The organism is Gilliamella sp. BG1 (assembly GCF_046635625.1).
Classification (GTDB): domain Bacteria; phylum Pseudomonadota; class Gammaproteobacteria; order Enterobacterales; family Orbaceae; genus Gilliamella; species Gilliamella bombi.
Window position 1 is genome coordinate 95,852 of the sequence record NZ_JBIDFG010000004.1, and the last position, 25,833, is coordinate 121,684.

The following is a 25,833-nucleotide window of genomic DNA, read 5'->3' on the forward strand; positions in this document are numbered from 1 at the left end:
GTTTTCGTTCTAATTTTTTATTACTGGTTCATTTGTTATTTTGAATTCAAAATTTTGCATGCAATAGTGTTTATCTCGATAAACTCAACCCAACTATATTTATTTTTATAATTGAGCTGGTATTGTTTATCTACACGGCAAATATCTGGCCTTGTTTCATAAATGGTACATAATTTTGTTTGATGGTCATAATAACGACATACCCCATTACCACTATCAAGAAATTGCGTTTCTTGTGAACGATTAACACTGCAACAGCAAGCTCCACATTGATAACAAGGAAACGGGGGGGAATTACTCATAATGATTTTACCCATGAATGCACTGATTCTAAATTGCCAGCTTCAAATGGTAATTTAATTCCTCGGCGAGTTACTTCTTCTTTTAACAGAAAGCTGCGTTCTAGTTCATTATTGGTCATAGTAAGATGCAATGTAAACGACGCTAATTGTTGTGTATCCATATTGAACTCTAGCCTTGCTAACTCTTTTAAGTAATTATCTAACTCAGTATTTACAGCTTTAAAAAAATCGAGAGTTCTTTCGTATTTATCTTTAAATTTATCTAAAAAAGCCCAAATTTTTTGAGGAAGAGTCCCTTTATCTAGATAGTGATTAAATGCTAATGTTAAAATACCAGTCGCTAGTGCACTACAAAATGCAGATAACTCAGTGCCAAATGGAAAAGCAAATAATTGTGAACATATGCTATAAATAGCAGTACCACAAACAACGGAAATTCCAGCACTAATAATTTTACTTACTTCTTTGACTAATTGACCTAAAGGCAATGAATCAGGGTTGCAAAAGATTAATTTTATAGCTGCCGTAATATGCCCCCACATTTCACGGATCATTTTTCCAAGCATTTTTTGCGTAGTGAAAAATATATTGGTAACAGTAGTGGTTACACTCGATAACGCACCACTAGCAGCGCCATCTTTGAAAGAATTAAAAAAATCTTTAAATTTTAATTTTATTCGTTCCCATATAGCATTAAATACATCGCTAATATCATTTAAAAAATTTTTTATAGAAAAATTATATTTATTATTTGCATAAATAGAAGGAAATTGATCGCGTAGTTCAAACCATGCCTCAGCAAGAATAAGCCCTAGCATCTGTCTTGTTCCCATTTTAAAACCAGAAAGAGCTGATTGATAAGCGACATCTTTAGCAAACTTACTGCTAGTATAATAGGCTATATTGACAGTTCTCTCGTATTTAGCCCGTGCTTTTTTGTCTATTTCAAGCATTTTATTAAAGTTTGCTTTTTCTTTATTTTCTAACTTTTCTAATGATTTTTTTTCTTGATCTGTTAACGATTTTTTCTGTTTTAGTATAGCTATTTCTTGACGGGTTTGAGTAAGTTCATTTTGAAGTTTGCTTACAAAGTCAGACATTGAACTTGCTTTCTTAGACTTATTTAATGTTTCATTAGTGAAATATAAATTGCTACTGTCATTAGCAAGGTCAGTTCCTGATAATTCAGCTAATATTCTACCTTGATCGTGATGTATTTCATTTGCAGCAATAACATGATCTAAATTTTTTTTATCATGTTGAGCAAATATTTCCCCTGTGTAAGCATCTTTTAAGGTATTTGCTTGATGAGCGATTTTTCCTTGTCGATTTGTCTCAATATAATTGGCATGAGAATGATACTCATGTGAATCATATTTTGAGTTTTGTTCATTTATTATTCTTTCTCTATCGGTTGCGTAAATGTTTTGTCGTGCATTATGAACAGTATCAACATCTCCACCTACATTATCTTTAAATAATAAAAAATCTAATCCAAATGAAGTTACCAAAGATTTGACAACGGTATTATGTAACTCTTCGCCCCAATCCATTTCCTGTTTCATCATTATTTTTAGTCCTCGTTAATATAATCAATAAAACAAAAGCCAAGTATTCTTGGCTTTTATCATTACATTTCCTGAGTAAAATCTTTATATTCTTTTTCTTTGTTAATTAATACATTATCTAATTCTTCTTGATTAAGAATATTGAATCCATCACTATCTTTTTCGACTTCAACAATACTATCTTCGGATACTGTTTTAATTTTAAAAAGTGGGGTTGTAATAATATCGGTCATAATAGCTGCCAATAAATAACCGTTATTAATAACTCTTAAGCTCTTTTCCGAATTATCGCTAATATCTTCTCCCCAACCAAGAACCACTATCTTTTGATGCAACTCTTTTAAAGCAGAAAAGTAATAATTAAAGGTCTGATTGATTTTTTCCAACGATGTATAAATTTTATCCACATAGTTATTTGTATTAGATAAATGTTTATCAATTAAATCCATTTTTGTTATTGCTGTGTCAGCTTCAGAACTTGATTTTTTTGCATTTTCTAATGCTTTTTCAGCGTGGTTTGCATACGCAAAACCAGCAATAGCAATCATTGGCGCAATGGCTGCAGCACCTAAAACCATTGCTCCACCAGCCATTCCCCAACCTCCAGCAGCAAGTGATCCACCTCCAATAGCGGCCATAGTGGCATTATATGCAGCTACGCCAGATAAAGCGGCAATAGGTGTTCCTGTTGAAGCAGCTGCAAAAGCCATTACTCCGCTATATACCGCAAAACTTGCAGCTGCTCCCGCTGCACCAGATGCTGCAACCGTACCTAAAAACCCCACTGTAGAAAAAGAATATTCTTCAATTTTATCCATCTTAACTTTAGGAACAGATAACTTAAGATCTTTATTGTCATTTTGTTTCAATTGTTTTAATAATTCGTCGGAAATTTTTTTAAATTCACCAAATGATTTACCAATATTAAGTTCTAATGTACCTAATCGCTCTAATTTCTGTTCTGAAACTTTGTTTAATACATCCAGTTCATCTTTTCGTTTGTTATATCGGCTTTTGGTTCTTTCCAAGATTTCATCAGCTTCTGATTTTAGTTGATAACCATCGTATGCTTTTTTGCCACCAACTGCTGCAGCGACTGCAGCTGCACCTGCAAGAATAATAGGTAATGCCATTGTTATTTCCTCGTTAAATTTATGTTAATTAAAATATATTATGTTTGTATCGCAATAAAACTAGGATGTGATCATCTTTGCTTGCTCTCCAAACCCCCTAACCCAAGCGTTTAACTCACGTTCACTAGATGTGGTGATAGTAAGAATAATTTCGCCATTTTCGATTTCTTCGATTTTTTGTTCATCGCACCAAATTCTTTCTTTGACATAACCAGCCGCTGATTTGGTAAATTGAATTGAAAAAGTACGAGGTTCATGTTCTGGTAAACCAAACGTAGTTTTATTTTGAATGTGATCTGGTACTGATATAGCAACTTTTTGGTTAATAAAATCTAATTTTTTTATTCGGTGGATTGCCAAACAAGTACTGTGTTTTAATTCTGTCGCAACGTTATTTGAAATTACGCCATAAACGTATAAGGCATGATTCATTGCAATTACTTTTTGCGGAATAAAATAGTGGTTTTTTCCTTGTTGATTACCACTAGCAATATAATGAATGTGGCAAAAAGTCTTGTTTTCAATACACTTTAATAAGTCCTCAATAATGCTAACTTTCTCTGAATAATCAATCTTCCCTTTACTAAAAAAGGCAATAGGTTTACTTAGTGAAAAGTGTTCTCTTGTATCTAACTCTAATAACAACATAGAAAGATGCAATAATGTTTGATCAATACGTTCACCAATCTCTGGTGGAATAAAGGGTTTGGACAATTCGCGGCACAAACTTAGATATCGTAATTCCTGATAATTTAAACCTAGTGTATTTTTATGATTGATCTGCAAACTATACCAACGACGATTTTTTTCCTTGCCAGAGCAGAAACATTCAGGGAAAGATAACTCGATCTGTTCAGCTAGTCGTATTACTGTTTGAGCAGAACAGTTTAGTATTTCAGCTAAATCTGATTGATAATGCGGTTTATTATCTGATAGCAAAATGTGATACATTTTCAACAGTTTTTGTCCTGCACTAACATTTGAATCTTTCTTCCTACCCATCATCTATTTACCTATTGTAACCTTTTCCCTAATTAGAAATATTGCTTTATTTTTAATCAAAAATTTTTACAGAATAATATAGCTTTTCTTAACTTAAAGTATTAACTGAATTTATAAATTAAACTTTATGCTTGATCTGAATAAAAATCCGATAACATTTACATTAATAATGTTATATTCTGATTACGCATTAAATTATCAGATTGTTTTTCCTATCTACGGAAAAAGAAATAAAAAGAATTATTTTTTTATTTAATTATTGATGAATAAGAGAAAATTGTCATATCGGAATTTTCGATCAATTAATGATCATTGATCGTTTATTTCGATCAATATTACTCAATTCTATCTTTTTTGTGCTTATTTTGATGTAATTTCAGTAGAGATTAGTTAGCTAGTTTATTAAATATAGCTGAACTCAGTTTTGATAAGACTTTAGACATAAAAAAACCAGCTTTAAGCTGGTGTTCTTTGTGACTTGGTGCCAGTGGTCGGACTCGAACCGACACGCTTTTAAGGGCGGCGGATTTTGAATCCGCTGCGTCTACCAATTTCGCCACACTGGCATTAAACGTGTAAATAAGTAAACGTTAGCATTATACTAAGCTTTACAATATCTGCAACAGGTATTATCGTAAAGCGTTTTGGTTGCCTAAAAAATCAACTACCACCTGCGTTTCCAAGCAGGTGGTAGTTGATTTTTTAAGGATTATATAAGCAGTTTGTTTAGCTACTGCATTATCAACATTGTGATTTTGAGCATATTGTAATGTAACTTCATGCCATTTTTCATCAAATGTTTTCATTGTGCCATCTTTATGAGCACAATGTTTACAATAGTTTTTAGACATATCGAGCAATGGATAATCAGCAATAGCAGTCATTGGCATGCCACATGCAATACACATTTTCATATTTTAAATTCCAATAATATTAAAAAAGGTGACTAAATAATTGCCATCTTTATATGTATAAAAATCCTACTCTGAGTTAAACAAGATTACAATATATATTAAAAATAGATAAATAGATTTAGAAATTAAGATCGAATTGAGGTGTTACTGGATTTAAGTCTTGTTGTTGTCGTTGCTGTTTTGATAATAGATAACGGCGTTTTAATGCCCGTTGTTTACATAAACGCAAAACTTTTTGCTTTTGGCTATCACTCAAGGTTAACCAACTAAATCTTTCTTCTCTTGAGCGATAACAAGCAATACAATAGCCTTGTTTATCAGTTACACAAACTCGTTTACACGGACTTGGAATATCAAAAAATTCAATCTGATCCAATTTATTCCTCGTTTCCTAAGCAAAACGACATATTGACTAATGTTCTTTTAATCCTAACCCTTTGCTTAATACTTTAAAACAGTCATCACAATCATGTGTAGCTGCATGAAGTAATGTTTGAGTCGGTGCGTGGATTAATTTATTGGTTAAGCGATGTGAAAACTCAGCAAAAACATCGTCAATGTTAGCGCCCTGCCTGATGGCATTTAAGGCTTTTATTTGTAACTCACGTTTGATACTTTCTGCATTACTACGATACTGCTTAACATAAGCAACTGCATGTCTAGTCTTAAGCCAATCAATGAAAAGTTCAGCTTGTTCTTGAATAAGATATTGCGCTTCTTTAGCGGCAATAGCTCTTTGTTCTAAATTACTTTCAACCGTTTTTTGTAAGTCATCAATAGTATAAAGATGCACATTATTGAGTTGACTAACCTCTTCCTCGACATCGCGAGGAACAGCTAAATCAATAAACAGCATTTTACGATGATTTCTAGCTCGTAAAGTGCGCTCAACCATGCCTTTACCTATAATAGGTAAAGGACTCGCTGTTGAGCTGATCACAATATCAACATCTTTAAGTCGATTAGCGATATCAGGTAATGAAATGATTTCTGCATCAATATCAACCGCAAGTTTTAATGCCTTTTCACGGGTTCGATTGGCAATAATAACTTGATTAAATCCATGCGGCTTTAAGTAACGTGAAATAAGCTCTATTGTTTCACCTGCGCCAACAAGCATAATATTTAAATTAGAGGTATCACTAAAAAGATGGCGAGCAACTAAACAAGCAGCATAAGCGACAGATGCTGTATTAGTGCCAATATTGGTTTCACTACGGACAATTTTCGCCACATGAAATACTTTTTGAAATAGTTTTTTTAATTGAACAGATAAGCAATTTTGTTCTTGAGCAAAACTATATGCTTGCTTAACTTGCCCTAGAATTTGTGGCTCACCAATGATCATAGAATCTAAACCACTTGCTACCGACATCAAATGTTCAACAGCTTGTTGACCGTCATACCAATAAAATGAATCTTGGTATAGATCAACATCAAGATGATGAAATTGTCCTAACCAACTTTCTACAGATTGTTTTAATCTTAGATAGTCAGTTTGATGCTCATAACTAAGATAAATTTCTGTTCTATTGCAGGTAGACAAAATAACACACCCATCAACTAAAGGATGTTGGTATAAGCTGTATAGTGCTTTATCGACAATCTCATTAGGAAAAGCAAGCCTTTCCCTTAAAGCAACTGGCGCTGTTTTATGATTAACACCAAAAATTGTAATAGACATTGCATCACTTCTTTTTTGAAGGTTATTAGATATATTATTTTATTAACAGTTCTTAAACTTCCATATTATACATAAAAAACAGTAAAGGTTCTTTTTCTTATTCAGTAAATTATCAGTTATAATACTGCACTTATTGACACAAACACTAACAACTAAGAGTTATTTTATGTCTAAAATCAAATATATATTTGTTTTCATATTACCTTTACTTATCACCGCTTGCCAAATAACAAAATCTCAAAACAACACTTCGATTGAACAGCAGTGGCAAATCCGCCAACAAAATCTAAAACAAATAAACACATTCCAAGTTAAAGGTAGTATAGCTTACATAAGTGATAAATCTCGTAATTATGGACGATTTTTAATAGCTCAACAATCAACTGATAACTACCAAGTTAAATTAACCTCCCCCATTGGTAGCAATATTTTAACATTAAACGCCGAACCTAATTATGCCCAACTGGTTGATAAAGACGGTAGAAATTACCAAGATACCAATGTTGAAAATCTTATGAAAAAGATATCCAATGTAAATATTCCACTTAATTCTTTGCATAATTGGTTAAAAGGATTTTCAGACAACATCAATACTGACAAGTTAGATAGTTCAGGAAGATTACTTTCAACTGTCTTTATACAAAATAACAATAAATGGACATTAAAAATTCCAAGTTACTCTACTTATACTTATCAAAACAAAAAGATAGATTTACCTGCAACTATAGAGCTTACGCATGAGGACGAAGTTGTTCGCTTAAAAATTAGTGACTGGATTTTACGATAAAGGATAATAGTATGAAACAGTGGTTATCACCTGCTAAATTAAATTTATTCCTTTATATCACTGGACGCCGTTCTGACAATTATCATAATTTGCAAACGTTATTTCAATTTATTGATTATTGCGACATCCTAATCTTTAATGTTCGTCAAGATAATAAAATTAACTTGTTAACCGATTTTACAAATGTACCCGTTAATAAAAACTTAATTGTTGTTGCTGCTGAACAATTGAAATCCTATACCAACCGTAATGATTTAGGTGTAGATATTACAATTGATAAAAAAATTCCTATGGGTGGTGGATTAGGAGGAGCCTCATCTAATGCTGCAACAGTATTAGTAGCACTTAATCAGCTATGGCAACTTAATTTATCAACCGAAATATTAATGGATATAGGACGAAAAATTGGTGCCGATGTCCCTATTTTTATTTATGGTCATGCGGCTTTTGCCGAAGGAATTGGCGATCAATTTCACCCTGTAGATATTCCTGAATATTGGTATTTAGTCACTTGCCCTAATATTGAAATATCAACAGTCGAAATATTTAATGATCCTGAGCTAACTCGCAATACGCCAACTCAAAGCATTACTGATTTACTTTCATTGAAGTTTAACGAATTAAAAAATGATTGTGAGGAAGTAGTTAGGAAACGTTATCCAACAATAGATAATATAATTACTTACCTTTCCCAGTATGGTACAACTCGATTAACAGGAACTGGTGCATGTGTTTTTACCCAATGTGAATCAAAGCAACAAGCATTAGCCATTCAAGGCAAACTTAATGCAGCACTATCAGTTAATAGTTTTGTCGCAAAATCGTTAAACACCTCTCCTTTATTCACAAATTAAACAAAAACCTTAATCAACAATCATTAAATGGTTAAGGTTTTATTACGTCAATATTTATATATTAAATATAACCACATTTTGACAAAGATAGAATGTGGTAATCACCAATTATATTTATAAACCATAAAAACAGTAAAATAAAAATAGTTGTCGATTTTTCGGTTGCGATGCTTACTGTTTATTTAATATGCTAACCAGATTACAAAACCCAGTTATCAATTAACTAAAATTAAGATTTTAAAAATTATGCTTATTACCAATTTAGACAAAAGAAAACAATATTATCAGGCTTTACTTGCAAAAGACCAAGGCTATATTGGGATATTCTATGCTGGAGTTAAAACAACTTCGGTATTTTGTATTGCAACTTGTCGGGCAAAGAAACCAAAATATGAAAATGTAGAATTTTTTAGCACTTTCAAAGAAGCTCTTGATGCGGGATATCGTCCTTGTAAAATTTGCAAACCAACTGAAAATTCTAATGCAGCACCATCAGAAGTTATTAAAGCTATCGCATTAATTACCCAAAATCCTAAAACAAAAATATCCGATATGATACTAAAAGAGCATCAAATGAGCCCCGAAACGATCAGACGCTGGTTCAAAAAAAATTATGGTATTACCTTCCAAGCCTATCAAAGGATGTATCGAATAAATAATGCCTTTCAAGAGCTTAAAATTGGTAAAAATGTCATTAATACCGCTTATGATACAGGATATGAGTCATTAAGTGGTTTTGGATACACTTACAAAAAAATAATGAAAAATGCCCCATCTCAAAATACTAATAACGAAATTATTTTGGTTAATCGCCTAACTACACCATTGGGACCAATGTTTATTTGCGCCACTAATCAAGGTATTTGCCTATTAGAATTCGTGGATCGTCGAATGTTAGAAACAGAATTTAAACAATTACAAACACAACTTAATACAAAAATTATTTTTGGAGAAAATAGCCATATTGTTCAAACTAAAAATGAAATTGATGAATATTTTCAAGGAATAAGAAAATATTTTGCAGTTAAATTACATACTCCTGGAACAGATTTTCGGCGAACTGTTTGGGACAGTTTAAAACAAATCCCTTATGGAAAACTAACTACCTATAAAAAGCAAGCAGAAAACATCAATAATCCACATGCTATTCGCGCAGTTGCAAGCGCAAATGGATTTAATCGAATTGCAATTATCATACCTTGCCACCGAGTCATTGGCTCAAATGGCGAATTAATGGGATATGGTGGAGGATTAGAACGAAAACGTTGGCTAATTGAACACGAAAAAAAATATTCAGATAAAAACTAAAAGTATTCTCTCAACACAAATTAGACTAATGCAAAATAAAGTTTTTTATTATCAAAAGTACGATTAATGCCTATACCCTACACCATGAACTGTTTTGATCAAAACTGGATTTAAGGGATCAATTTCGATTTGTTTGCGTAATTTCGAAATATGTTGATCTAGTGTTCGGCTGTTTGGCATATAATCATAGCCCCAAGCGTAATCAAACAGCATATCACGGGTAACCACGTTATTTTTATTTTTATAAAAACATTCCAGTATCTTTATTTCTCGTAACGAAAGCTCAATAGTTTGTTCCCTACGTTTAGCGCATAACTCAATTGGATAAACCAGCAAATCACCAAAAACAAAAGAATCATCAACTTTTGGATTGGATTGTTGTGATTTTAAATAACGTTTAGCTATAGCTTTAATTCTTGCTCTTAGCTCATGTACACCAAATGGTTTACTCATATAATCATCAGCACCTAGTTCAAGCCCTATTACGCGATCAATTTCTTCATCTTTTGCTGATAAAAATAAAATTGGCACATCATCATTTATTTTACGTATTTCACGACAAACGCTGTAACCATCAAGTTCAGGCATCATAATATCTAAAATAATAAAATCAGGTTGATTTTGTTCAAATAATTCTAGAGCAACTTTACCATTAGGAGCTTGAATAATTGAATAGCCTTCTTGTTCTAAAAGATCGGTCATACCTTTACGGATATATAAATCATCTTCAGCAATTAAAATCTTCATTTTTACTCCATAATAATTAACGAAAAGGCTACGCCAGGGTTTTCATTTACAACCTGAATGGTGCCATTCAATTGCTGTGCTAATTGGTTAGCAATGGTAAGTCCAATACCTGTACCAGCAACCCCTTCTGTTATTGATGAATTGATACGATAAAATGGTTTAAAGATCTGCCTGATTAAATGATTCGGTATGCCGATACCATAATCTCGAACTGTAATGATTGTTTGTTTGTCATTTTTATTGAGTAACAAATCAACTTTTTTACCTCTTGCAGCATATTTTTCGGCATTACTTAAAAAATTATTAACAATTTGTAACACACTATCTTCATCGGTATTAATCATGCAATTTTTATCACAATTAATAATTAAATTAAGTTGCAAAGATTTCTTTGCTAACACAGGTTTAAAAGTAGTATAAACTCGTTCAACTAGGTGTGTTAAATTGACTGGTTTAATATTCAGCTTGGCTGGCTTATTAAAATTAAGCACATTTTGTACTAATCTTGTCAATCGCTTGCTTTCACTTGTTATTACCTCTAAATAATCTGAAATTGGCACGGGCTCATCTATCAGTTTTTCTTGTAATAGTTCAGCATAAAGTGTGATATTGGTTAAAGGTGTTTTAAACTCGTGTGAAACCTGACCAACAAAGCTAACTTGTTGTTTTGCTAATCGTAATGTTCGAGTATATTCACGATAGCAATACAAAACAATAAAACTAATAGCAATGATAAATAAACCAATAACCCCACCACCAAGTAAATACAATACTAATAATTTAGGCGATTGATAATAATAAATTAATTTCCAATTCTGTAATGGATAATCTAGCGTAATAGTGATACTATCGGCCAATTGTTCACCATTAACATAAATCTGTTTATCGTGATCTAATAACACAAAATTATCAGCTAACATTTGATCGTCAAATAAACAAATCACATTTAACGAAAAATTAATGGTTGAAAGCTCAAAACCAATTATCGTGTCTGATTCAATTACCCAATAAATAAGATGATCATAGAATTGATACCAACCAAATTTAGGTTGAAATTGCTCAGATTGAGAATGATGATTAACTAAAATTGAACTATCGTATTCAATTGATTCAACAATATTGCTCCATTGCAGATCGGTTTTATTGCTAAAATAAACAATTTTATTATGTTTGATCTTAAAGATATTTTTAATATCGGTTTGTGATGCTAAAAAAACATCAATATCAGTTTGATCGCTATGTAAAAACTGAGCCAAACTATTAAAATAAACAGCTCGTTGATTTAACAGCGATTCAATTGATGATTTTATATTCTTCATTTGACTTTGTGCTAATAGCTTCTGATTAGTTTGGCGCATTAAGATCTCATGCTCAATAGTTCGCCAACCTAAATAGCTAAAAGCAACTATTAATATAAAAAAAGACAAAATCGCTGTTAATTTTTTCATAAGTTATTTTTTTATCACACTTTTCATATTTTGCTTAGATTCATACTGTTTTTCAGTCACTTTTTTACGATAAGTGTTCTCATCATCGGTAAGAATTGCATCAGCCATTATATTATTTTTATCCATTTGTTCTTTTAATCTACTACTTACTTCTGGCTCGCGTTCGCTTAACATTTCTGCTCGATCTCTAAGCTTTTTACTATTTTCTTGCAATAACTGTCTTGCTTCTTCTAATTTACCTTCATTATAAAGTTTTAAAGCTTTTTCATTTTCAAGTGCAACTTTTTGTATTTCTGATTCGGCAACGACTTCATGAACAATGGCTTTATTAACTACATCTTGATTATCAGTATAAGCAATTTTAACGACTTGGGTTTCATTTTCGGTTTTATTTTCTAATAAATTATTATATTGCAAATCAATTTTGGCGAGTGTTTTATTTTGCCCTACTTTACCTTTTTCTGGGATAACTTCTAATAATAGATACTTTTCTTGATTTGAATACAACTGATTCATTTTAACTGTGACTTGATTATCTTTAATCACACCATCACGACCAAGTAAACGCACAGGCTTAACACCTTCTTTCAAATGAATAGTAATAATTACATCTTGCGCAACAGCAGACATAACATCTTTAAATTCACGCACAAATACATTTTCAAGCTTTGCTGTATCATCAATAAATACATGATTACCATCACTATAACTTGCAATCGAAGACATTAACTGCTCATTATAATCACTACCAATACCTAACGTAGTAATAGCAATATTCTTTTTAGCTGCAATAATGGCTAACTCTGAAAGTTCGCCAACCGAAGAAGGTCCAATGTTAGCTTGTCCATCAGATAACAAAATAATTCGATTAACTTTATCTTTAGTTAGTTGCTTTTCAACTTGATTAATACCTTTACTTAAACCAGCAAATAATGCTGTACCGCCACCAGCAACAATGTGTTTATTAATCAATCTTATAATTTTTTGTTTATTAGTAACTTTAGAAGATGGCAAAATAACTTTAGCATCAGAATCATAAGCAACAATTGATAACATATCTTCATTATTAAGCATATTAACCGCAAGAATAGCCGCTTCTCTTGCTTTTTCAATACGGTCACCAGACATAGAACCAGAACGATCAATGACCAAAGCTAAATTAATCGGTACACGCTTAGATGAGTCAAACTCAATTCCAGTTAACGACACTTTTAAATAATTCTTTTCTTCTGAGTTTTCTAAGATAATAGGCGATGCCAATTCTGAACGAACCTGTATTTGATTATTTGTTTTAGCATTCCCCAAAAAGCTCAAGGCAGAAATTCCAATAAAAATAAGTGATTTAATAAATTTCATGTTATTTCCTTTTTTATATGAAGTTTATTCAATTATCTGCTTTTTATAAAATAAACTGTCTGAATATTGTATTTATTTGTAAAAAAATGTAAAAAAACAAGTTAAGAACTTTAATTTATGCCGATATTGACTTTTGTTTATTGCCATTCCAAATGGCGAGAGTATATAATAAAAAATTGTCCATTCTCATAGAAATGATATAGAGAACATTTAATATGACTCAATTACAAGAAAAACTTGCACTTATTAAAAATAGTATTATCACCATACCAAATTACCCTAAAAAAGGGATTTTATTTCGTGATATTACTAGTCTGCTTGAAGATCCTGTTGCATTTCGCACATCGGTTGAGCTATTAATCGATCACTATAAAGATAAAAAAATAGATAAAGTGGTTGGCACCGAAGCGCGTGGATTTATCTTTGCAGCTCCAATTGCATTAGCATTAAATATTGGTTTTGTACCAGTAAGAAAACCCAATAAGTTACCGCGCCACGTATTTAAAGAAGAATATCAGCTTGAGTACGGGACAGATACGTTAGAAATTCACACTGATGCCATTAAACCAGGTGAACGAGTATTAATTATTGATGATTTACTTGCTACAGGTGGAACAATTGCTGCAACAGCGAATTTAATTCGTAAAGCTGGTGGCATTGCCGAAAACGCCGCATTTGTAATCAACTTACCAGATTTAGGTGGCAAAACAAAGTTAACGGATATGGGAATTGATTGCTTTACTTTAGTTAATTTTGACGGCGAATAATTACTATTAAGGGCACAATTAGTGCCTTTTTTTATTTTGAATACTTTTATCTCTTTTCCTTTCTAAAATAAAATAAGTTAGTCATTTTCATTGCATAAAAAATAGATATGTACCACCACTCTATCTAAATTCAGCTAAATAAATCAAGATAAAAAACCAACAAAACCTCCAAAAACGAATGAAAATACACTTTACATCTTGATAAAGCCATAAATGTGAATTATTATTCACAAATAAAGCATAATTATTTAAAACAAAAGGAAATAGATAGAATGAAAAAATTTAACCATATTATTGCAAGAACACCAGCTAAATCACTAATTAATGGTTTAACATCATCCAACTTAGGCAAACCAAATTATCAAAAAGCCTTAGATCAGCACAATAATTACATTCGAGCATTACAACAGTGCGATGTTGATATCACTATTTTACCACCCGACGAACGTTTTCCTGATTCAGTCTTTGTTGAAGACGCTGTGCTTTGTACCCCATATTGTGCAATTATTACAAGGCCTGGAGCAGAAAGTCGCCGAGCAGAAACCGAAATTATATCAAACACCATTGAACGATTTTATCCCAATAAAGTTGAGCGAATCACCGCACCAGGCACCGTTGAAGCGGGCGATATAATGATGGTTGAAAACCACTACTATATTGGCTTATCTGCTCGAACCAACCAAGCTGGTGCTAACCAAATGATAGCTATTTTAGAGAAGTACGGATTAACTGGTTCGGTAGTTAAGCTTGAAAAAGTATTACATCTAAAAACAGGTTTAGCTTATTTAGAAAACAATAACCTATTAGCAGCAGGCGAATTTATAACTAAACCAGAGTTTCAACGCTTTAATATTATCGAAATTCCCGAACAAGAAAGTTATGCTGCCAACTGTATTTGGGTTAATGGTCACGTAATAATGCCGATGGGCTATCCAACAACAAAAGCAAAAATAGAAAAACTTGGTTATCAAGTTATTGAAGTTGATACATCGGAATATCAAAAGATTGATGGTGGCGTAAGTTGCATGTCACTAAGATTTTAATCGATCTATATTAAATATTAACCGTACTAAACCACATAATAAGACAACAACATGAATACATCGGTAAGAAAAAAGCTAGGCATCCTGCCACTCACACTGTTAGTGGTTGGCAGTATTGTAGGCAGCGGTATTTTCAGCCTACCACAAAACATGGCCGAAAGTTCGGGCTCTGGCGCTATTTTAATTGCATGGATAATAACCCTATTTGGCATGTTAATGCTAACACGGATATTTCAGTATTTATCGATTCGATTTTACAAAATCAATGATGGATTATATGGCTATGTGCGTGAAGGTTTTGGCGATTATATCGGCTTTAATGCAGCGTGGGGCTACTGGATATCAGCATGGATGTCGTGCACCAGCTACCTAGTGATTTTATTTAGTGCATTAGGATCTTTCGATTGCTTGAGCTTCTTTGGTCATGGTACTACATTACCTGCCGTTATTACAGCTATCATATTTTTATGGATAGTGCACTATTTTGTATTAAAAGGAATATATCGTGCTTTTTTATTAAATTGCCTAGTAACATTAGCGAAAATCGTGCCTATTGGTTTATTTATTGTTTGTGTTAGCCTTGCCTTTAAAATATCGACATTTAAGATAGATTTTTGGGGAACACCGCAATTAGGCTCAATTATCGAGCAAGTAAAAAACACCATGCTCTATACCGTTTGGGTCTACTTAGGGATTGAAAGCGCAACTGTGTATGCTGCTAGAGCCAAAAACATCATCAGCATTAGCCGAGCCACCTTTTTTGGCTTTGCTATTACCAGCTTATTACTTGTTTGCGTATCTGTGTTATCGCTTGGTATTGTGCCACAACTAGAACTTGCTCAAATGAAAAACCCTTCCATGGCACTTGTTATTGAACATGTAGTAGGCAGCTGGGGAGCAACATTAATTAATATTGGTTTAATTGTGTCAGTCAGTGGTGGATTACTATCATGGTTAATGCTAGCGGCCGAAATGCTATTTTTAGCTGGCCAAGGCACACAACACACAGTACCAAGTTGTTTTGGAAAACTCAACAAAGCAGGCACGCCATCCAACGCATTATGGTTAACAACATGTTTAATAACCGTATTAATTATCCTTGCCCACTACTATCAATCTGGCTACAACACCTTAATCCAATTATCAACCTCAATGGTGCTTATTCCCTATTTACTGGCGGCTCTCTTTGTTTTTAAATTAGCCGTTCAACAAGGTAAAGCCTACTTAATTATGATTGGCGCTTTAGGATCGCTTTATGGCATATGGTTGATTTATGCTGGTGGCACAGTTTATTTATTACTGTCGATGATACTCTATAGTATGGGACTCTGTTTTTACCTTTATGCCAGAAAGGAACGATCTTTGCCAGCATTTAGTTACTTGCATGACAAAGTGTACGCTATTGCAATCATCCTATTAGCTATCATCGCTATTTTACACTTCTACATAACACCAAATTAATTAGTTAGGCGTTATTTTCGAAATAAATAAAAGTCAGCTAATAGCTTTCTGAAGTCTTGAGAATAACGCCCATCACCATCTCGCATACACAATTGCTGCTCATCAATTTTATTAGCCTGGATAAATGAAAAAGCCAATAATGATAACGAAAAGTCTTTATCTGCACTATATCTAACATTCATCAGTTGGAATAAATATAACTGATTAGATTCACATAATAACCTAAACTGATTGGATAAATGATAAGGTAAAACTAAACAAAATTGCCCTTTCGGTTTTAGTAAGCGCTTAACTGTGTCAATAAGCTGTTGAAAGTTCAAACATTCGGTATAACGTGCCAACTGTCTTTGGGAATTGCGACAATCAACGGCAGATTCAAAATAAGGGGGATTAGTCACAATCAAATCATAGCCCACCGCATAACTTAGCTGAAATTGATTAATATCAGCATTAATCGCATTAATCAAAGTAAACCCAGCTTGTTGGCTATTTTGCTGACATTGTGCTACCGCCTGCATATCAATATCGATGGCATCAATTTGGCTGTTATCATGTTCTAACCGCTGAGCTAACATTAACGCAATTACACCACAACCACAGCCAATATCGAGTACCTTTTGCGGAGCCGAATCAATCGGAACCCAAGCCCCTAATAAACAACTATCGGTTGTTACCTTCATTGGACTTTTATCGTGCGCCACAAAAAAACGCTTAAAAGTAAAGCCACCTTTTTTTAACGGTAATGAATTATTCTGCATAAATAAACTTCTTAAACAAAGGCTTGTTAGATGCTATCGCATCAGCCCAGCGAGTCGGTTCTGGCAAACGATAGCCCCGCAAGCATAAATTAACCCATTTTAAGGCACTACCTTGACTTACTCGGTGACCTGTTGAAATAAATAAAGGATTGCAATTATTCTTACTACATAAAACCCAACCAATCTGTTCTTGCCTGTCTTGTAAAGGTGTTACATTACCTACTTGCTTAGGTAATATTTCGTATTGACCGCAAAGCCTTTTTTTAGCAACACCAATTGTTGGCATATCTAACAACAAACCTAAATGGCTTGCAATACCTAAACGCCTAGGATGTGCAATACCTTGCCCATCAACTAACAATAAATCAGGCTTTTGTTTTACCTGCTGCCAAGCGGCAAGTAGCGCAGGGTATTCTCGAAAAGACAAATAACCAGGAATATAAGGAAACCCTGTATCAACCCGAGCAATATGATACTCAACAACCTCGAAAGTTGGATAGCGCAAAATAACGATTGCTGCTCGAGTAATCTTGCCATTATCTTCAAAACCGACATCAGTACCACCAACGTAATTTATTGACGGATTAAAGTCATCATCGCATTTAACCTGCTTGGCTAACGCCTGCTGTGTTTGCATTAATTGTTCTAAATTGATAGACATTTTTATTCTGTTCAGTATCATTATTCCAATAGATTGATTTTATCAGAATTAGCATGCCATATACATTAGCAAATCCTACCGAGTTAACAGAAGAAATCAAAAAAAGTCGTTTTATTGTCAATGCAGCGCCAGTCACATCAGCTGAACAAGCCACCGACTTTATTAATCAAATAAGCGATCTCAACGCCACCCACAACTGCTGGGCATGGAAGATTGGACAACAATACCGATTTAATGACGATGGCGAGCCCACTAGTACAGCAGGTCGTCCTATTCTTTCAGCCATTGAAGGACAAGATTGTGACCAAGTGGTTGTAGTAGTAACTCGTTACTTTGGCGGCATAAAATTAGGTACTGGAGGATTAATTCGTGCCTATGGCGGTTCAGCTAGCCACTGCTTACAACAAGCTGAGCTAATTGAACTCATTGCCCGCATAACGCTACAATTTCACTGTTATTATAACGAATGGCCAATTATCGAAAATCGTCTAAAGGAACTTGATTCCATTGTTGAAAATCAAGAGTTTGATGCTGAAGGTGTAAAAGTAAACGTCGCTATCACAAAAGACAAATCGCAACTCCTACAAAAAAATATTAGCGACATCACTCGTGGACGAGTTATTATTGAACTATAAGAATCACTCAGGTAGAATATTGATTTTATTTTATAAAAGATTAATTTTTTTATTGACTATCTTTTGTTGTATCAAGTTTAATTTTTAATAAAAGTGCTTTTGGACTTTCAGTCATTAAAATGCAAAGCTCTCAGGCTTTGCTATTTTGGCTCTCCTCCTCGCACTGGAATTTTATTCTTTTATTGATTATTCTTTATTAATATCAGAATATCATCAGCACCATAAAGATTAATAACTAAGTCATAAAAACTAAGGGGTGGTGCAAAGACCATAATTAATAATAGAAGTCTTGAACCAAAAAATATCACCGTTACTAGCTCCCACATCAAACTGACCACTAAACTGCCCTATTCTAGTCGTGTCACTTGTCCAATAGTTTTGGTCAACGAAGTCCGCACCAGCGTAATGATACATAAAGCCCCACTCCGAAAATAATCCAGCACCTATTGTACGCAGGTAATTATTATTTTTTGATGGAGGTGTAGCGCCGATAGAGCCTTGGCAATTCGGACCTGAGCCAATACCAGAACAAACAGCGTTAGTCAGATCCTTAACCTGTGGCACACGATAACCCAAACCACTACACCAAGTTACCATATCAGGGTAGTGATATAATTCAGCCCCCCTAACTACGAACCATTTTTGCAGGACAAATCCATATTTAATTACCTCGTTCCCCTCTCTATCTCTCCCCACTAACTCAAAGGTCAGCGGTAACCTTGGCCTAGCAATTCGACTAGAATAAGGATTGAACCATTGATTTCTTGCCTCTGGACCTGTTAGTGTAACGCGAAATTCAACATCGCATTGGGCATTACATTTTGTTTTTCTTGTTACTGTAGCGGTAATTCCATCATGCGTAATTGGCGTTCCCCATGTTAATTCATCGGCATCTCCCCTTATGATTAAATCAAAATATAACCCATTTGCGCCCGTTGTCGGAAAATTTAGGTTATATGATCCCTGATCGGTTGATTGAACTAAGAACCCATAATCTGGGTGCCATATATCAGCAGGGCCAGCAAAATGGAGTCCACCCAGCTCAAGATTGGGCTTTATAAATTTAAGCTCACCCCATTGTGACGATGGCAGTATTACGGCATCACTACGATTAATCCTTCGACCATTTTTCACGGGTAATGCCTGTAAACTCCATAAAGAAGATAATAATAACAATACCAATACTAACAGAAATTTTCGGAATAATTTTGATAATAATTTGGAAGATAACTTTGAAAATATAAACGTGGCGGGGCTAAAAATCCAACTAGTATGTTTATTTGATAAATTTAAGACATAGGTTTGCCAGTGCTGGTGTCTGGTGTCTGGTGTCTAAAATGATAATGCATTACGGTTCACCTGTCAAGTAAATTAATGATTTATTTTAATTTTTATATTTATTTGATTGTTTAATAATCCATTCCTTTAAGGAGATTAAAGTATAGCCATTTTAAAAAAACTTGGCTAGTTTTTTATGCAATTTTTTAATTAGAATACGGTGTTAGGTTTTGTAAGTCTTAACTTTTGTGAATATCATGAATATTGGTGATAATTTCTAAACCAAGGAATTAGTGAATTACCTAACAACCAATGAACATATAATCCTTACCATGTTATAAGATGTATTACGCCCATAAAATCGCCCAGGTAGAGTGTTGATTTTATTTAATTTTTTATTTTCATTAAAATCAACCAGTTATACAGAAATTTCTATTTTTATACAAAAGGCCGCCTATACGGCGGTAAACGTTCAAATGACATATCATCCTGAAGGTAAACTTTTCTAAACCGCCTACACGGCGGTAAACTAAAAACCAATTATAACCCGATTGAGATTGACTTTCTAAACCGCCTACACGGCGGTAAACTGTAAGTGTAAAAAACACTACCTCCGTCAAATTTTCTAAACCGCCTACACGGCGGTAAACATTGGTTATGCAATCAATGACGGAGATGTGAATTTCTAAACCGCCTACACGGCGGTAAACATTCTTCTCGTGCGTATTCCTGGCTCCCAAACGTTTCTAAACCGCCTACACGGCGGTAAACCTGTAAAAATTGATTCTGATAATGTTCGCAATTTTCTAAACCGCCTACACGGCGGTAAACCTGTTGTCGTTGAAGATTTAAATAAAAAGCTATTTCTAAACCGCCTACACGGCGGTAAACAAAAAGGAGGGTTGCAAAATGAGGTATTACTTTTTCTAAACCGCCTACACGGCGGTAAACTGAAATCTTTTGCATCCATTGCGATATTTGCATTTCTAAACCGCCTACACGGCGGTAAACGCCCTCTTGCTGTTAATCGATTTGTTGCTAGTTTTCTAAACCGCCTACACGGCGGTAAACTTTATAGTAATTATGAAGTTAATGATTATCATTTTCTAAACCGCCTACACGGCGGTAAACTACGTAAATTTTAGTACATTTTTTAGCCAGTTTCTAAACCGCCTACACGGCGGTAAACTAGAAGCCAATATACTATAATTCCATTTAGCAAAAGACAAACAGGATTTTTTCTGTCAAAAACCCTTTTTTACAAGATATTATTAACCTTTTGTTTTTATTGATTTTAATTTATTGTTAAAAAAAAAGGGTTAGCTAAATTTTATATTTTGAGGCAATTTTTAAATTGTATTTTCAAAAAATCCATCTAGTGAATTGATTTTATTTTAAATGTGAAATATTACTATACATTATTTTTCTCACTATAAAAATATGCTTTATTGCCAATAAACAATAATAAAATTACAATAATTTCACTTTAAACCACTTAAAGCAAAAAAACATGATTACTTACCACGATGCTACATTAGAAGATTTATCATTTATTGTTGATGTTTATAATTCAACAATTGCTGGTCGCCAAGTTACTGCCGATACAGTGCCTGTTTCTGTTGAAAGTCGATTGGAATGGTTTTACCAACATAACCCTAACAATCGTCCACTTTGGTTAATTAAATATCAAGATAAACCTTGTGGTTGGATTAGTTTATCTTCGTTTTATGGTCGCCCCGCTTTTTATAAAACCGTTGAGATTAGCTTATATCTTCATCAAGATTTTCGTGGCAAAAAAATTGGTCAATTTATGGTGGATAAAATTGAACAATTTGCTAAACAGGCTGGAATTGAGGCAATTTTTAGCTATGTGTTTCGACATAACTTACCTAGTGTTAATTTATTTAAAAAAATGCAGTATCAACAATGGGGACTTCTTCCAAAAATTGCTGAATTAGATAATGTTCAGCGTGATTTAGTGATATTAGGTAAACGGTTAGATTAACTGACCTCTTTCGATAAAATTTACCTATTCAAAAGGATTTTTAATGAGCACCTTTAATGATATTAAATATTACGCCAGTCAATCTAAAATCACCACAACGCTAGTAGTAATCAATATTCTGTGTTTTTTTGCATTTCGGCTAGTTGATAGCCGTGGGTTTTCGCCATTATATGAAAATCATTTTTTGATTGATTGGGGAGCCGATGTTGCGGAGTTAACTTTTTCTGGCCAATATTGGCGCATGTTTACTAATTTATTTATGCATGTCAGTTTTACTCATTTAGCTATGAATATGCTGGCATTATGGAGCATTGGTCCTATTTTAGAACAGCGCATTCCTTGCCTTGCTTTTGTTGGCATTTACTTTTTTTCAGGGCTAGTAGGAAGCTTATCAAGCGATATTGCCACCATCAATCAAAATGTGATTAGCTGTGGTGCCTCGGGTGCTATTTTGGGTATTATTACCGCATTGTTGGCTTATTGTTTGGTATTTAAAACCAATATACAAGAAATGCCAGTCAAAGCAATGCTGGTGAGTTTAGTATTAACTGCTGGGTTAGGGTTATTGCCATCTATCGATAATATGGCGCATATTGGTGGTGCTTGTGCTGGTTTTGTACTTGGTGGGGCTGTTTCGTTATGTATTAAAATATTCAAATACCCAAGTAAGTTAACTCTGCTTATTATTGGTCTTGTATTTATTGTGACTGCATTGGGGATTTATGTGCAATATATGCACTATGCTTTGCCTAGTGGTTATTATGTCTATTATTAATAATAAAAAGGCGCTGATTATCATTAAACAGCGCCTTGTTTATGCAAAACCTATTTAAAAGCTATTTAAAATCCGTGCAGGCTCAATCTTACAAGCACGTTTAGCTGGATAATAGCTAGCAATTAAGCTGAGTAACATGGCGGTTATAAACACTATTACCACATCAAACAGATGAATTTCGGATGGTAAAAAATCGATAAAATAGATATTGCTATTTAAGATTTTATGCCCCATTAATGACTCAATAAAGCCCATGATGTTAGAAAGTTGCCATGACAGTATTACGCCTAAAATAACTCCAATTAGACTGCCAATTAACCCTGAAATCACCCCATACCATATAAAAATATGTTTGATTAAACGATTAGTTGCGCCTAGGGTCTTTAATATGGCAATATCACGCTGTTTATCTTTTACGGCAATGACTAAAGTCGATACAATATTAAAACAAGCCACGCCAATGACCACAATCATGGCCAGATACATGATTTGCCTAATCATTTGAATATCACGATACATAAAGCCAAACGTCTGTTCCCAACTATTAAATAACAGATCTTCGTCAAGCCTTAATGCTGCTTGACCAATAAGGTTATTGGATTGATAAACGTCTTTTACATTTACCATAATACCTGTAACGCTATCGCCCATATTTAGTAATTTCTGTGCATCTGTTAATGGAATTATTGCCATATTATTACTCAAGCTGCCACTTAATTCTAAAATCCCTACTACTTGCAAACGGACTCTTTTAGGTGGTTTGAGTTGATTTGGACTACTCGAAACAGGAATTAATAAAGAAACCCATCCCCCTTCACTCACTGATAAATTTTTAGCAAGCCCTGCTCCAATAATAATTTGTTGGCTATCGGGCTTAAAATCTTGCCATTTATTATTCAGTACATAATTCGGTAGTGAACTGAATTGCATTTCTTGTTCAGGGTCAAGACCTTGTACTTGCACAGCACCAAGCTTACTACCGTTTTCAATCAATCCAGTAAAATTAACAAATGGCAAGGCTGATACAATATTATTATTGTTTTTAAGTTCTTGTTGAACGTGTTGCCAATTATCTAAATTGCCGTATTTTGGATAGAATTGTCCATGTGGCACTACCGATAACACTCGATTGTGTAATTCACGCTCAAAGCCATTCATGGCACTTAAGCCAATAATTAATGCCGCAATACCAATAGCAATGCTGAGTGTTGAGATAATCGAAATTAATGACACCATACCACTTTTACGACGCCCTTTTCGAAATTTTATGGCGGTAATTAAAGATAAATTCATATTAATTATCCATTAATTGTTATCTGATGATGCGCTATCAGAAAGTTGACCATCTCTCATCACCATTTGTTTATCAAGTTTATTAGCAAGCTCAAGATCATGTGTAACAACCAAAAACGCAGTTCCATGTTCACGATTTAATTTAATCAGTAACTCAAAAATAGAATCGGCTGTTGATTTATCAAGGTTACCTGTTGGCTCATCAGCCATTACTAAAGCGGGGTTATTAATTAATGCACGCCCTATTGCCACTCGTTGGCGTTCTCCACCAGACAACTCGGAAGGACGATGATTTGCTCGTTTGACTAAATTAACCGACTCTAGCATTGCCATAGCCCGTTTTTTAGCTTCGTTGGGTAAAACGCCGCCAATTAATAGTGGCATGGCTACATTTTCAAGCGCGGTAAAGTCAGGCAATAGGTGGTGAAATTGGTAAACAAAGCCAATTTCTTGATTGCGTAGACGTGCCTTTTCTTGTTCAGATAATTGATTTAACTGATGTGATTTAAAAATAATTTCGCCAGATGTGGGATTATCTAAGCCACCAAGCAAATGCAATAAAGTGCTTTTACCTGATCCTGAACTACCTATAATGGCGAGTAATGATTGTGAATAAATGTCAAACGAGACATTTTTTAAAACCTCGGTTACCATTTTGCCTTCGTTATAAGTTTTATAAAGATTTTTGGCACTTAGTAATATTTGTGAATTATTCATAACGTAAAGCCTCGGCAGGTTGAATATTGGCTGCACGATATGCAGGATAAAGTGTTGAAATTAGCGATAACATAAGCAATCCAATAATAATTAAAATAATTTGCGATGGTTCAACCAATGAAGGTAGCAAGATACCAGCTAAAGATAAACCTAACAATTGCATGATTTCGTTTAAGTTAATAGCAAGTAGCAGTCCTAAGGCGCTACCTAATAACGTGCCAATTATTCCTGAACTTGCACCTTGAATAATAAAAATTAACATAATTTTAAAGCGAGACAGACCTTGTGTTTTTAAAATAGCGACTTCGCCTTGCTTTTCCATCACCAGCAAGCTTAATGAAGTAATAATGTTAAAAGCCGCAACAATCACAATCAGGCTAATAAGTAATCCCATGACATTTTTTTCCATTTTAATGGCTTGAAATAATTCACCGCGTTTAGCTCGCCAATCTTTAAAGACTAATCCTTCAGGTAATGGGGTATTGGTTATCGAGGCAATATCCAGTGGTTTATCTAAAAATAGACGCCAACTGCTAATCATATTAGGAGGATAACGTAATAAGTTTTTGGCGTCAGATTGATTGACATAAATAAGCGTTTGATTGATATCGTGGTTAACCGTAAACAGTCCTACAATATTAAATAAACGCTGGGAAGGTATACGCCCAACTGGGGTAATTTGACTTGCATCTGTTACCATTAAACGTATTTTATCGCCAACAGTTACACCTAATTGATTAGCTAACGTTTGCCCTATGATAACATTGTATTGCCCTGCTTGAAGATCTAAGAACGATCCACTATAGATATAATCATTAATAGGATCATCATCTTCTGGGTTAATGCCCATTAGTGTGCTTACAGTGATACTTTGCTCACTTTGCAAAACCACATCACTCGACACCAAAGAACTAATACGATTAACACCTTGAATCTGATTAAATTGCTCACGAGTAATGACCTTAGGATCTATCCTACCTTGTGGTGTTGTGATCTGGGCTTGAGGTAAAAACTTTAAAATACTACTTTGCATCTGATCTTCAAGCCCGTTCATGACAGATAAGACCACAATTAGACCAATTGAACCTAACATAATCCCAATCATCGACAACCATGATACAAAGCGACCAAACCCATCCGTTTTTTGCCCGTATACATAGCGCAAACCAATAAAGAATACTAATGGACGAAATATTTTTGACATAAACGTATATATTACCTGAAACTTTTTTACAAAGTTTTGCTAGTTAAATGCAAGGTGCTTATCATACAGGATTAAACAGTTATAGAAAACAACCTCATACTTACGTTATAATCTGACAATAAATTTTCAGCGA

Annotated in this window: 25 protein-coding genes, 1 tRNA gene and 1 CRISPR repeat array; of the genes, 9 read left to right on the forward strand and 17 right to left on the reverse strand. The window is 33.9% G+C overall.

The window, feature by feature from the left end; all coding sequences use genetic code 11:
* Positions 1–35: 35 nt before the first annotated feature.
* The 8 genes from ACGH80_RS02865 to hemA form a co-directional block, all read right to left on the reverse strand.
* The gene (locus ACGH80_RS02865; protein WP_174798535.1) at positions 36–302 is read right to left on the reverse strand and encodes a YkgJ family cysteine cluster protein; all 267 of its coding nucleotides are present in this window, start codon (positions 300–302) and stop codon (positions 36–38) included.
* Positions 299–1,870 carry a cobalamin adenosyltransferase gene (locus ACGH80_RS02870; RefSeq protein ID WP_174798536.1) on the reverse strand — a complete coding sequence of 524 codons (1,572 nt, stop codon included), beginning with the start codon at positions 1,868–1,870 and terminating at the stop codon, positions 299–301. Before ACGH80_RS02870 ends, ACGH80_RS02865 begins: the two co-directional genes overlap by 4 nt.
* Before the next feature lie 62 nt (positions 1,871–1,932).
* Positions 1,933–3,003, reverse strand: coding sequence for a hypothetical protein (locus tag ACGH80_RS02875; protein WP_034914564.1), 1,071 nt, complete (start codon positions 3,001–3,003; stop codon positions 1,933–1,935).
* 60 nt (positions 3,004–3,063) lie between these two features.
* Positions 3,064–4,008, reverse strand: a complete 945-nt coding sequence (locus tag ACGH80_RS02880; protein WP_174798537.1) for a WYL domain-containing protein — start codon at positions 4,006–4,008, stop codon at positions 3,064–3,066.
* 476 nt (positions 4,009–4,484) lie between these two features.
* Positions 4,485–4,571, reverse strand: a tRNA-Leu gene (locus tag ACGH80_RS02885).
* A gap of 63 nt (positions 4,572–4,634) precedes the next feature.
* A complete protein-coding gene (locus ACGH80_RS02890) occupies positions 4,635–4,919 on the reverse strand; it encodes a zinc ribbon domain-containing protein (RefSeq protein WP_411630498.1) in 285 nt (94 codons plus the stop codon).
* Positions 4,920–5,037: 118 nt separating this feature from the next.
* Positions 5,038–5,295: a DUF1289 domain-containing protein gene (locus tag ACGH80_RS02895; RefSeq protein WP_065625977.1), complete on the reverse strand. Its 258-nt coding sequence runs from the start codon at positions 5,293–5,295 to the stop codon at positions 5,038–5,040.
* 36 nt (positions 5,296–5,331) lie between these two features.
* Positions 5,332–6,603, reverse strand: a complete 1,272-nt coding sequence (hemA, locus tag ACGH80_RS02900) for a glutamyl-tRNA reductase (RefSeq protein WP_065559989.1) — start codon at positions 6,601–6,603, stop codon at positions 5,332–5,334.
* 166 nt (positions 6,604–6,769) lie between these two features.
* On the opposite strand from hemA, the gene lolB reads away from it, so the two are divergent.
* From lolB to ACGH80_RS02915, 3 genes are all read left to right on the forward strand, one after another.
* Positions 6,770–7,390 carry a lipoprotein insertase outer membrane protein LolB gene (gene lolB, locus ACGH80_RS02905; RefSeq protein WP_091120768.1) on the forward strand — a complete coding sequence of 207 codons (621 nt, stop codon included), beginning with the start codon at positions 6,770–6,772 and terminating at the stop codon, positions 7,388–7,390.
* Positions 7,391–7,401: 11 nt separating this feature from the next.
* Positions 7,402–8,244, forward strand: a complete 843-nt coding sequence (ispE, locus tag ACGH80_RS02910; protein WP_411630499.1) for a 4-(cytidine 5'-diphospho)-2-C-methyl-D-erythritol kinase — start codon at positions 7,402–7,404, stop codon at positions 8,242–8,244.
* 246 nt (positions 8,245–8,490) lie between these two features.
* On the forward strand, positions 8,491–9,552 hold the full coding sequence (locus tag ACGH80_RS02915; protein WP_411630500.1) for a bifunctional transcriptional activator/DNA repair enzyme AdaA: 1,062 nt from the start codon (positions 8,491–8,493) through the stop codon (positions 9,550–9,552).
* A 63-nt stretch (positions 9,553–9,615) separates the two neighbouring features.
* Here ACGH80_RS02915 and ACGH80_RS02920 read toward each other — a convergent pair whose 3' ends face one another.
* From ACGH80_RS02920 to ACGH80_RS02930, 3 genes are read right to left on the reverse strand one after another with little or no spacing between them, the layout of a single operon-like run.
* On the reverse strand, positions 9,616–10,299 hold the full coding sequence (locus ACGH80_RS02920; RefSeq protein WP_034914577.1) for a response regulator transcription factor: 684 nt from the start codon (positions 10,297–10,299) through the stop codon (positions 9,616–9,618).
* A gap of 2 nt (positions 10,300–10,301) precedes the next feature.
* On the reverse strand, positions 10,302–11,747 hold the full coding sequence (locus ACGH80_RS02925; protein ID WP_174798541.1) for a sensor histidine kinase: 1,446 nt from the start codon (positions 11,745–11,747) through the stop codon (positions 10,302–10,304).
* A 3-nt stretch (positions 11,748–11,750) separates the two neighbouring features.
* Positions 11,751–13,103, reverse strand: a complete 1,353-nt coding sequence (locus ACGH80_RS02930; RefSeq protein WP_174798542.1) for a vWA domain-containing protein — start codon at positions 13,101–13,103, stop codon at positions 11,751–11,753.
* A 215-nt stretch (positions 13,104–13,318) separates the two neighbouring features.
* Between ACGH80_RS02930 and apt the strand changes: the two genes are divergently transcribed.
* The 3 genes from apt (at position 13,319) to ACGH80_RS02945 (ending at position 16,374) form a co-directional block, all read left to right on the forward strand.
* The gene (apt, locus tag ACGH80_RS02935; RefSeq protein WP_065609011.1) at positions 13,319–13,870 is read left to right on the forward strand and encodes an adenine phosphoribosyltransferase; all 552 of its coding nucleotides are present in this window, start codon (positions 13,319–13,321) and stop codon (positions 13,868–13,870) included.
* Positions 13,871–14,142: 272 nt separating this feature from the next.
* Complete coding sequence (gene ddaH, locus ACGH80_RS02940) at positions 14,143–14,913, forward strand: dimethylargininase (protein ID WP_174798543.1); 771 nt, start codon at positions 14,143–14,145, stop codon at positions 14,911–14,913.
* A gap of 51 nt (positions 14,914–14,964) precedes the next feature.
* Positions 14,965–16,374, forward strand: coding sequence for a basic amino acid/polyamine antiporter (locus ACGH80_RS02945; RefSeq protein ID WP_411630501.1), 1,410 nt, complete (start codon positions 14,965–14,967; stop codon positions 16,372–16,374).
* 11 nt (positions 16,375–16,385) lie between these two features.
* Here ACGH80_RS02945 and ACGH80_RS02950 read toward each other — a convergent pair whose 3' ends face one another.
* The gene (locus tag ACGH80_RS02950; protein ID WP_411630502.1) at positions 16,386–17,132 is read right to left on the reverse strand and encodes a tRNA1(Val) (adenine(37)-N6)-methyltransferase; all 747 of its coding nucleotides are present in this window, start codon (positions 17,130–17,132) and stop codon (positions 16,386–16,388) included.
* Positions 17,122–17,787, reverse strand: coding sequence for a deoxyribonuclease V (nfi, locus tag ACGH80_RS02955; RefSeq protein ID WP_411630521.1), 666 nt, complete (start codon positions 17,785–17,787; stop codon positions 17,122–17,124). The genes ACGH80_RS02950 and nfi overlap by 11 nt, the downstream gene beginning before the upstream one ends.
* A 59-nt stretch (positions 17,788–17,846) precedes the next feature.
* Here nfi and ACGH80_RS02960 point away from each other — a divergent pair, with 59 nt between their 5' ends.
* Complete coding sequence (locus tag ACGH80_RS02960) at positions 17,847–18,428, forward strand: IMPACT family protein (RefSeq protein WP_174798547.1); 582 nt, start codon at positions 17,847–17,849, stop codon at positions 18,426–18,428.
* Between the two features lie 249 nt (positions 18,429–18,677).
* Here ACGH80_RS02960 and ACGH80_RS02965 read toward each other — a convergent pair whose 3' ends face one another.
* The gene (locus ACGH80_RS02965; RefSeq protein WP_411630503.1) at positions 18,678–19,604 is read right to left on the reverse strand and encodes a hypothetical protein; all 927 of its coding nucleotides are present in this window, start codon (positions 19,602–19,604) and stop codon (positions 18,678–18,680) included.
* 604 nt (positions 19,605–20,208) lie between these two features.
* A CRISPR array of direct repeats spans positions 20,209–20,895; the repeat unit is 28 nt; unit sequence TTTCTAAACCGCCTACACGGCGGTAAAC.
* Positions 20,896–21,216: 321 nt separating this feature from the next.
* Between ACGH80_RS02965 and ACGH80_RS02970 the strand changes: the two genes are divergently transcribed.
* A complete protein-coding gene (locus tag ACGH80_RS02970; RefSeq protein ID WP_411630504.1) occupies positions 21,217–21,711 on the forward strand; it encodes an N-acetyltransferase family protein in 495 nt (164 codons plus the stop codon).
* 43 nt (positions 21,712–21,754) lie between these two features.
* The gene (locus tag ACGH80_RS02975) at positions 21,755–22,486 is read left to right on the forward strand and encodes a rhomboid family intramembrane serine protease (protein WP_411630505.1); all 732 of its coding nucleotides are present in this window, start codon (positions 21,755–21,757) and stop codon (positions 22,484–22,486) included.
* Positions 22,487–22,540: 54 nt separating this feature from the next.
* Here the strand turns inward: ACGH80_RS02975 and lolE are convergent, their stop codons facing one another.
* From lolE to lolC, 3 genes are read right to left on the reverse strand one after another with little or no spacing between them, the layout of a single operon-like run.
* Entirely contained in the window at positions 22,541–23,779 is a 1,239-nt protein-coding gene (gene lolE, locus ACGH80_RS02980) for a lipoprotein-releasing ABC transporter permease subunit LolE (protein WP_411578662.1), read from the reverse strand.
* A 12-nt stretch (positions 23,780–23,791) separates the two neighbouring features.
* Entirely contained in the window at positions 23,792–24,496 is a 705-nt protein-coding gene (gene lolD, locus ACGH80_RS02985; RefSeq protein WP_065590452.1) for a lipoprotein-releasing ABC transporter ATP-binding protein LolD, read from the reverse strand.
* Entirely contained in the window at positions 24,489–25,691 is a 1,203-nt protein-coding gene (lolC, locus tag ACGH80_RS02990) for a lipoprotein-releasing ABC transporter permease subunit LolC (RefSeq protein WP_034911788.1), read from the reverse strand. The genes lolD and lolC overlap by 8 nt, the downstream gene beginning before the upstream one ends.
* Positions 25,692–25,833 lie beyond the last annotated feature (142 nt).

Excerpts from the sequence above, each read along its gene's own strand:
- ACGH80_RS02865 (WP_174798535.1), bottom strand. The coding sequence starts at position 302 with ATGAGTAATTCCCCCCCGTTTCCTTGTTATCAATGTGGAGCTTGCTGT.
- ACGH80_RS02870 (WP_174798536.1), bottom strand. The coding sequence starts at position 1,870 with ATGATGAAACAGGAAATGGATTGGGGCGAAGAGTTACATAATACCGTT.
- ACGH80_RS02875 (WP_034914564.1), bottom strand. The coding sequence starts at position 3,003 with ATGGCATTACCTATTATTCTTGCAGGTGCAGCTGCAGTCGCTGCAGCA.
- ACGH80_RS02880 (WP_174798537.1), bottom strand. The coding sequence starts at position 4,008 with ATGATGGGTAGGAAGAAAGATTCAAATGTTAGTGCAGGACAAAAACTG.
- ACGH80_RS02890 (WP_411630498.1), bottom strand. The coding sequence starts at position 4,919 with ATGAAAATGTGTATTGCATGTGGCATGCCAATGACTGCTATTGCTGAT.
- hemA (WP_065559989.1), bottom strand. The coding sequence starts at position 6,603 with ATGTCTATTACAATTTTTGGTGTTAATCATAAAACAGCGCCAGTTGCT.
- lolB (WP_091120768.1), top strand. The coding sequence starts at position 6,770 with ATGTCTAAAATCAAATATATATTTGTTTTCATATTACCTTTACTTATC.
- ispE (WP_411630499.1), top strand. The coding sequence starts at position 7,402 with ATGAAACAGTGGTTATCACCTGCTAAATTAAATTTATTCCTTTATATC.
- ACGH80_RS02915 (WP_411630500.1), top strand. The coding sequence starts at position 8,491 with ATGCTTATTACCAATTTAGACAAAAGAAAACAATATTATCAGGCTTTA.
- ACGH80_RS02920 (WP_034914577.1), bottom strand. The coding sequence starts at position 10,299 with ATGAAGATTTTAATTGCTGAAGATGATTTATATATCCGTAAAGGTATG.
- ACGH80_RS02925 (WP_174798541.1), bottom strand. The coding sequence starts at position 11,747 with ATGAAAAAATTAACAGCGATTTTGTCTTTTTTTATATTAATAGTTGCT.
- ACGH80_RS02930 (WP_174798542.1), bottom strand. The coding sequence starts at position 13,103 with ATGAAATTTATTAAATCACTTATTTTTATTGGAATTTCTGCCTTGAGC.
- apt (WP_065609011.1), top strand. The coding sequence starts at position 13,319 with ATGACTCAATTACAAGAAAAACTTGCACTTATTAAAAATAGTATTATC.
- ddaH (WP_174798543.1), top strand. The coding sequence starts at position 14,143 with ATGAAAAAATTTAACCATATTATTGCAAGAACACCAGCTAAATCACTA.
- ACGH80_RS02945 (WP_411630501.1), top strand. The coding sequence starts at position 14,965 with ATGAATACATCGGTAAGAAAAAAGCTAGGCATCCTGCCACTCACACTG.
- ACGH80_RS02950 (WP_411630502.1), bottom strand. The coding sequence starts at position 17,132 with ATGCAGAATAATTCATTACCGTTAAAAAAAGGTGGCTTTACTTTTAAG.
- ACGH80_RS02960 (WP_174798547.1), top strand. The coding sequence starts at position 17,847 with ATGCCATATACATTAGCAAATCCTACCGAGTTAACAGAAGAAATCAAA.
- ACGH80_RS02970 (WP_411630504.1), top strand. The coding sequence starts at position 21,217 with ATGATTACTTACCACGATGCTACATTAGAAGATTTATCATTTATTGTT.
- ACGH80_RS02975 (WP_411630505.1), top strand. The coding sequence starts at position 21,755 with ATGAGCACCTTTAATGATATTAAATATTACGCCAGTCAATCTAAAATC.
- lolE (WP_411578662.1), bottom strand. The coding sequence starts at position 23,779 with ATGAATTTATCTTTAATTACCGCCATAAAATTTCGAAAAGGGCGTCGT.
- lolD (WP_065590452.1), bottom strand. The coding sequence starts at position 24,496 with ATGAATAATTCACAAATATTACTAAGTGCCAAAAATCTTTATAAAACT.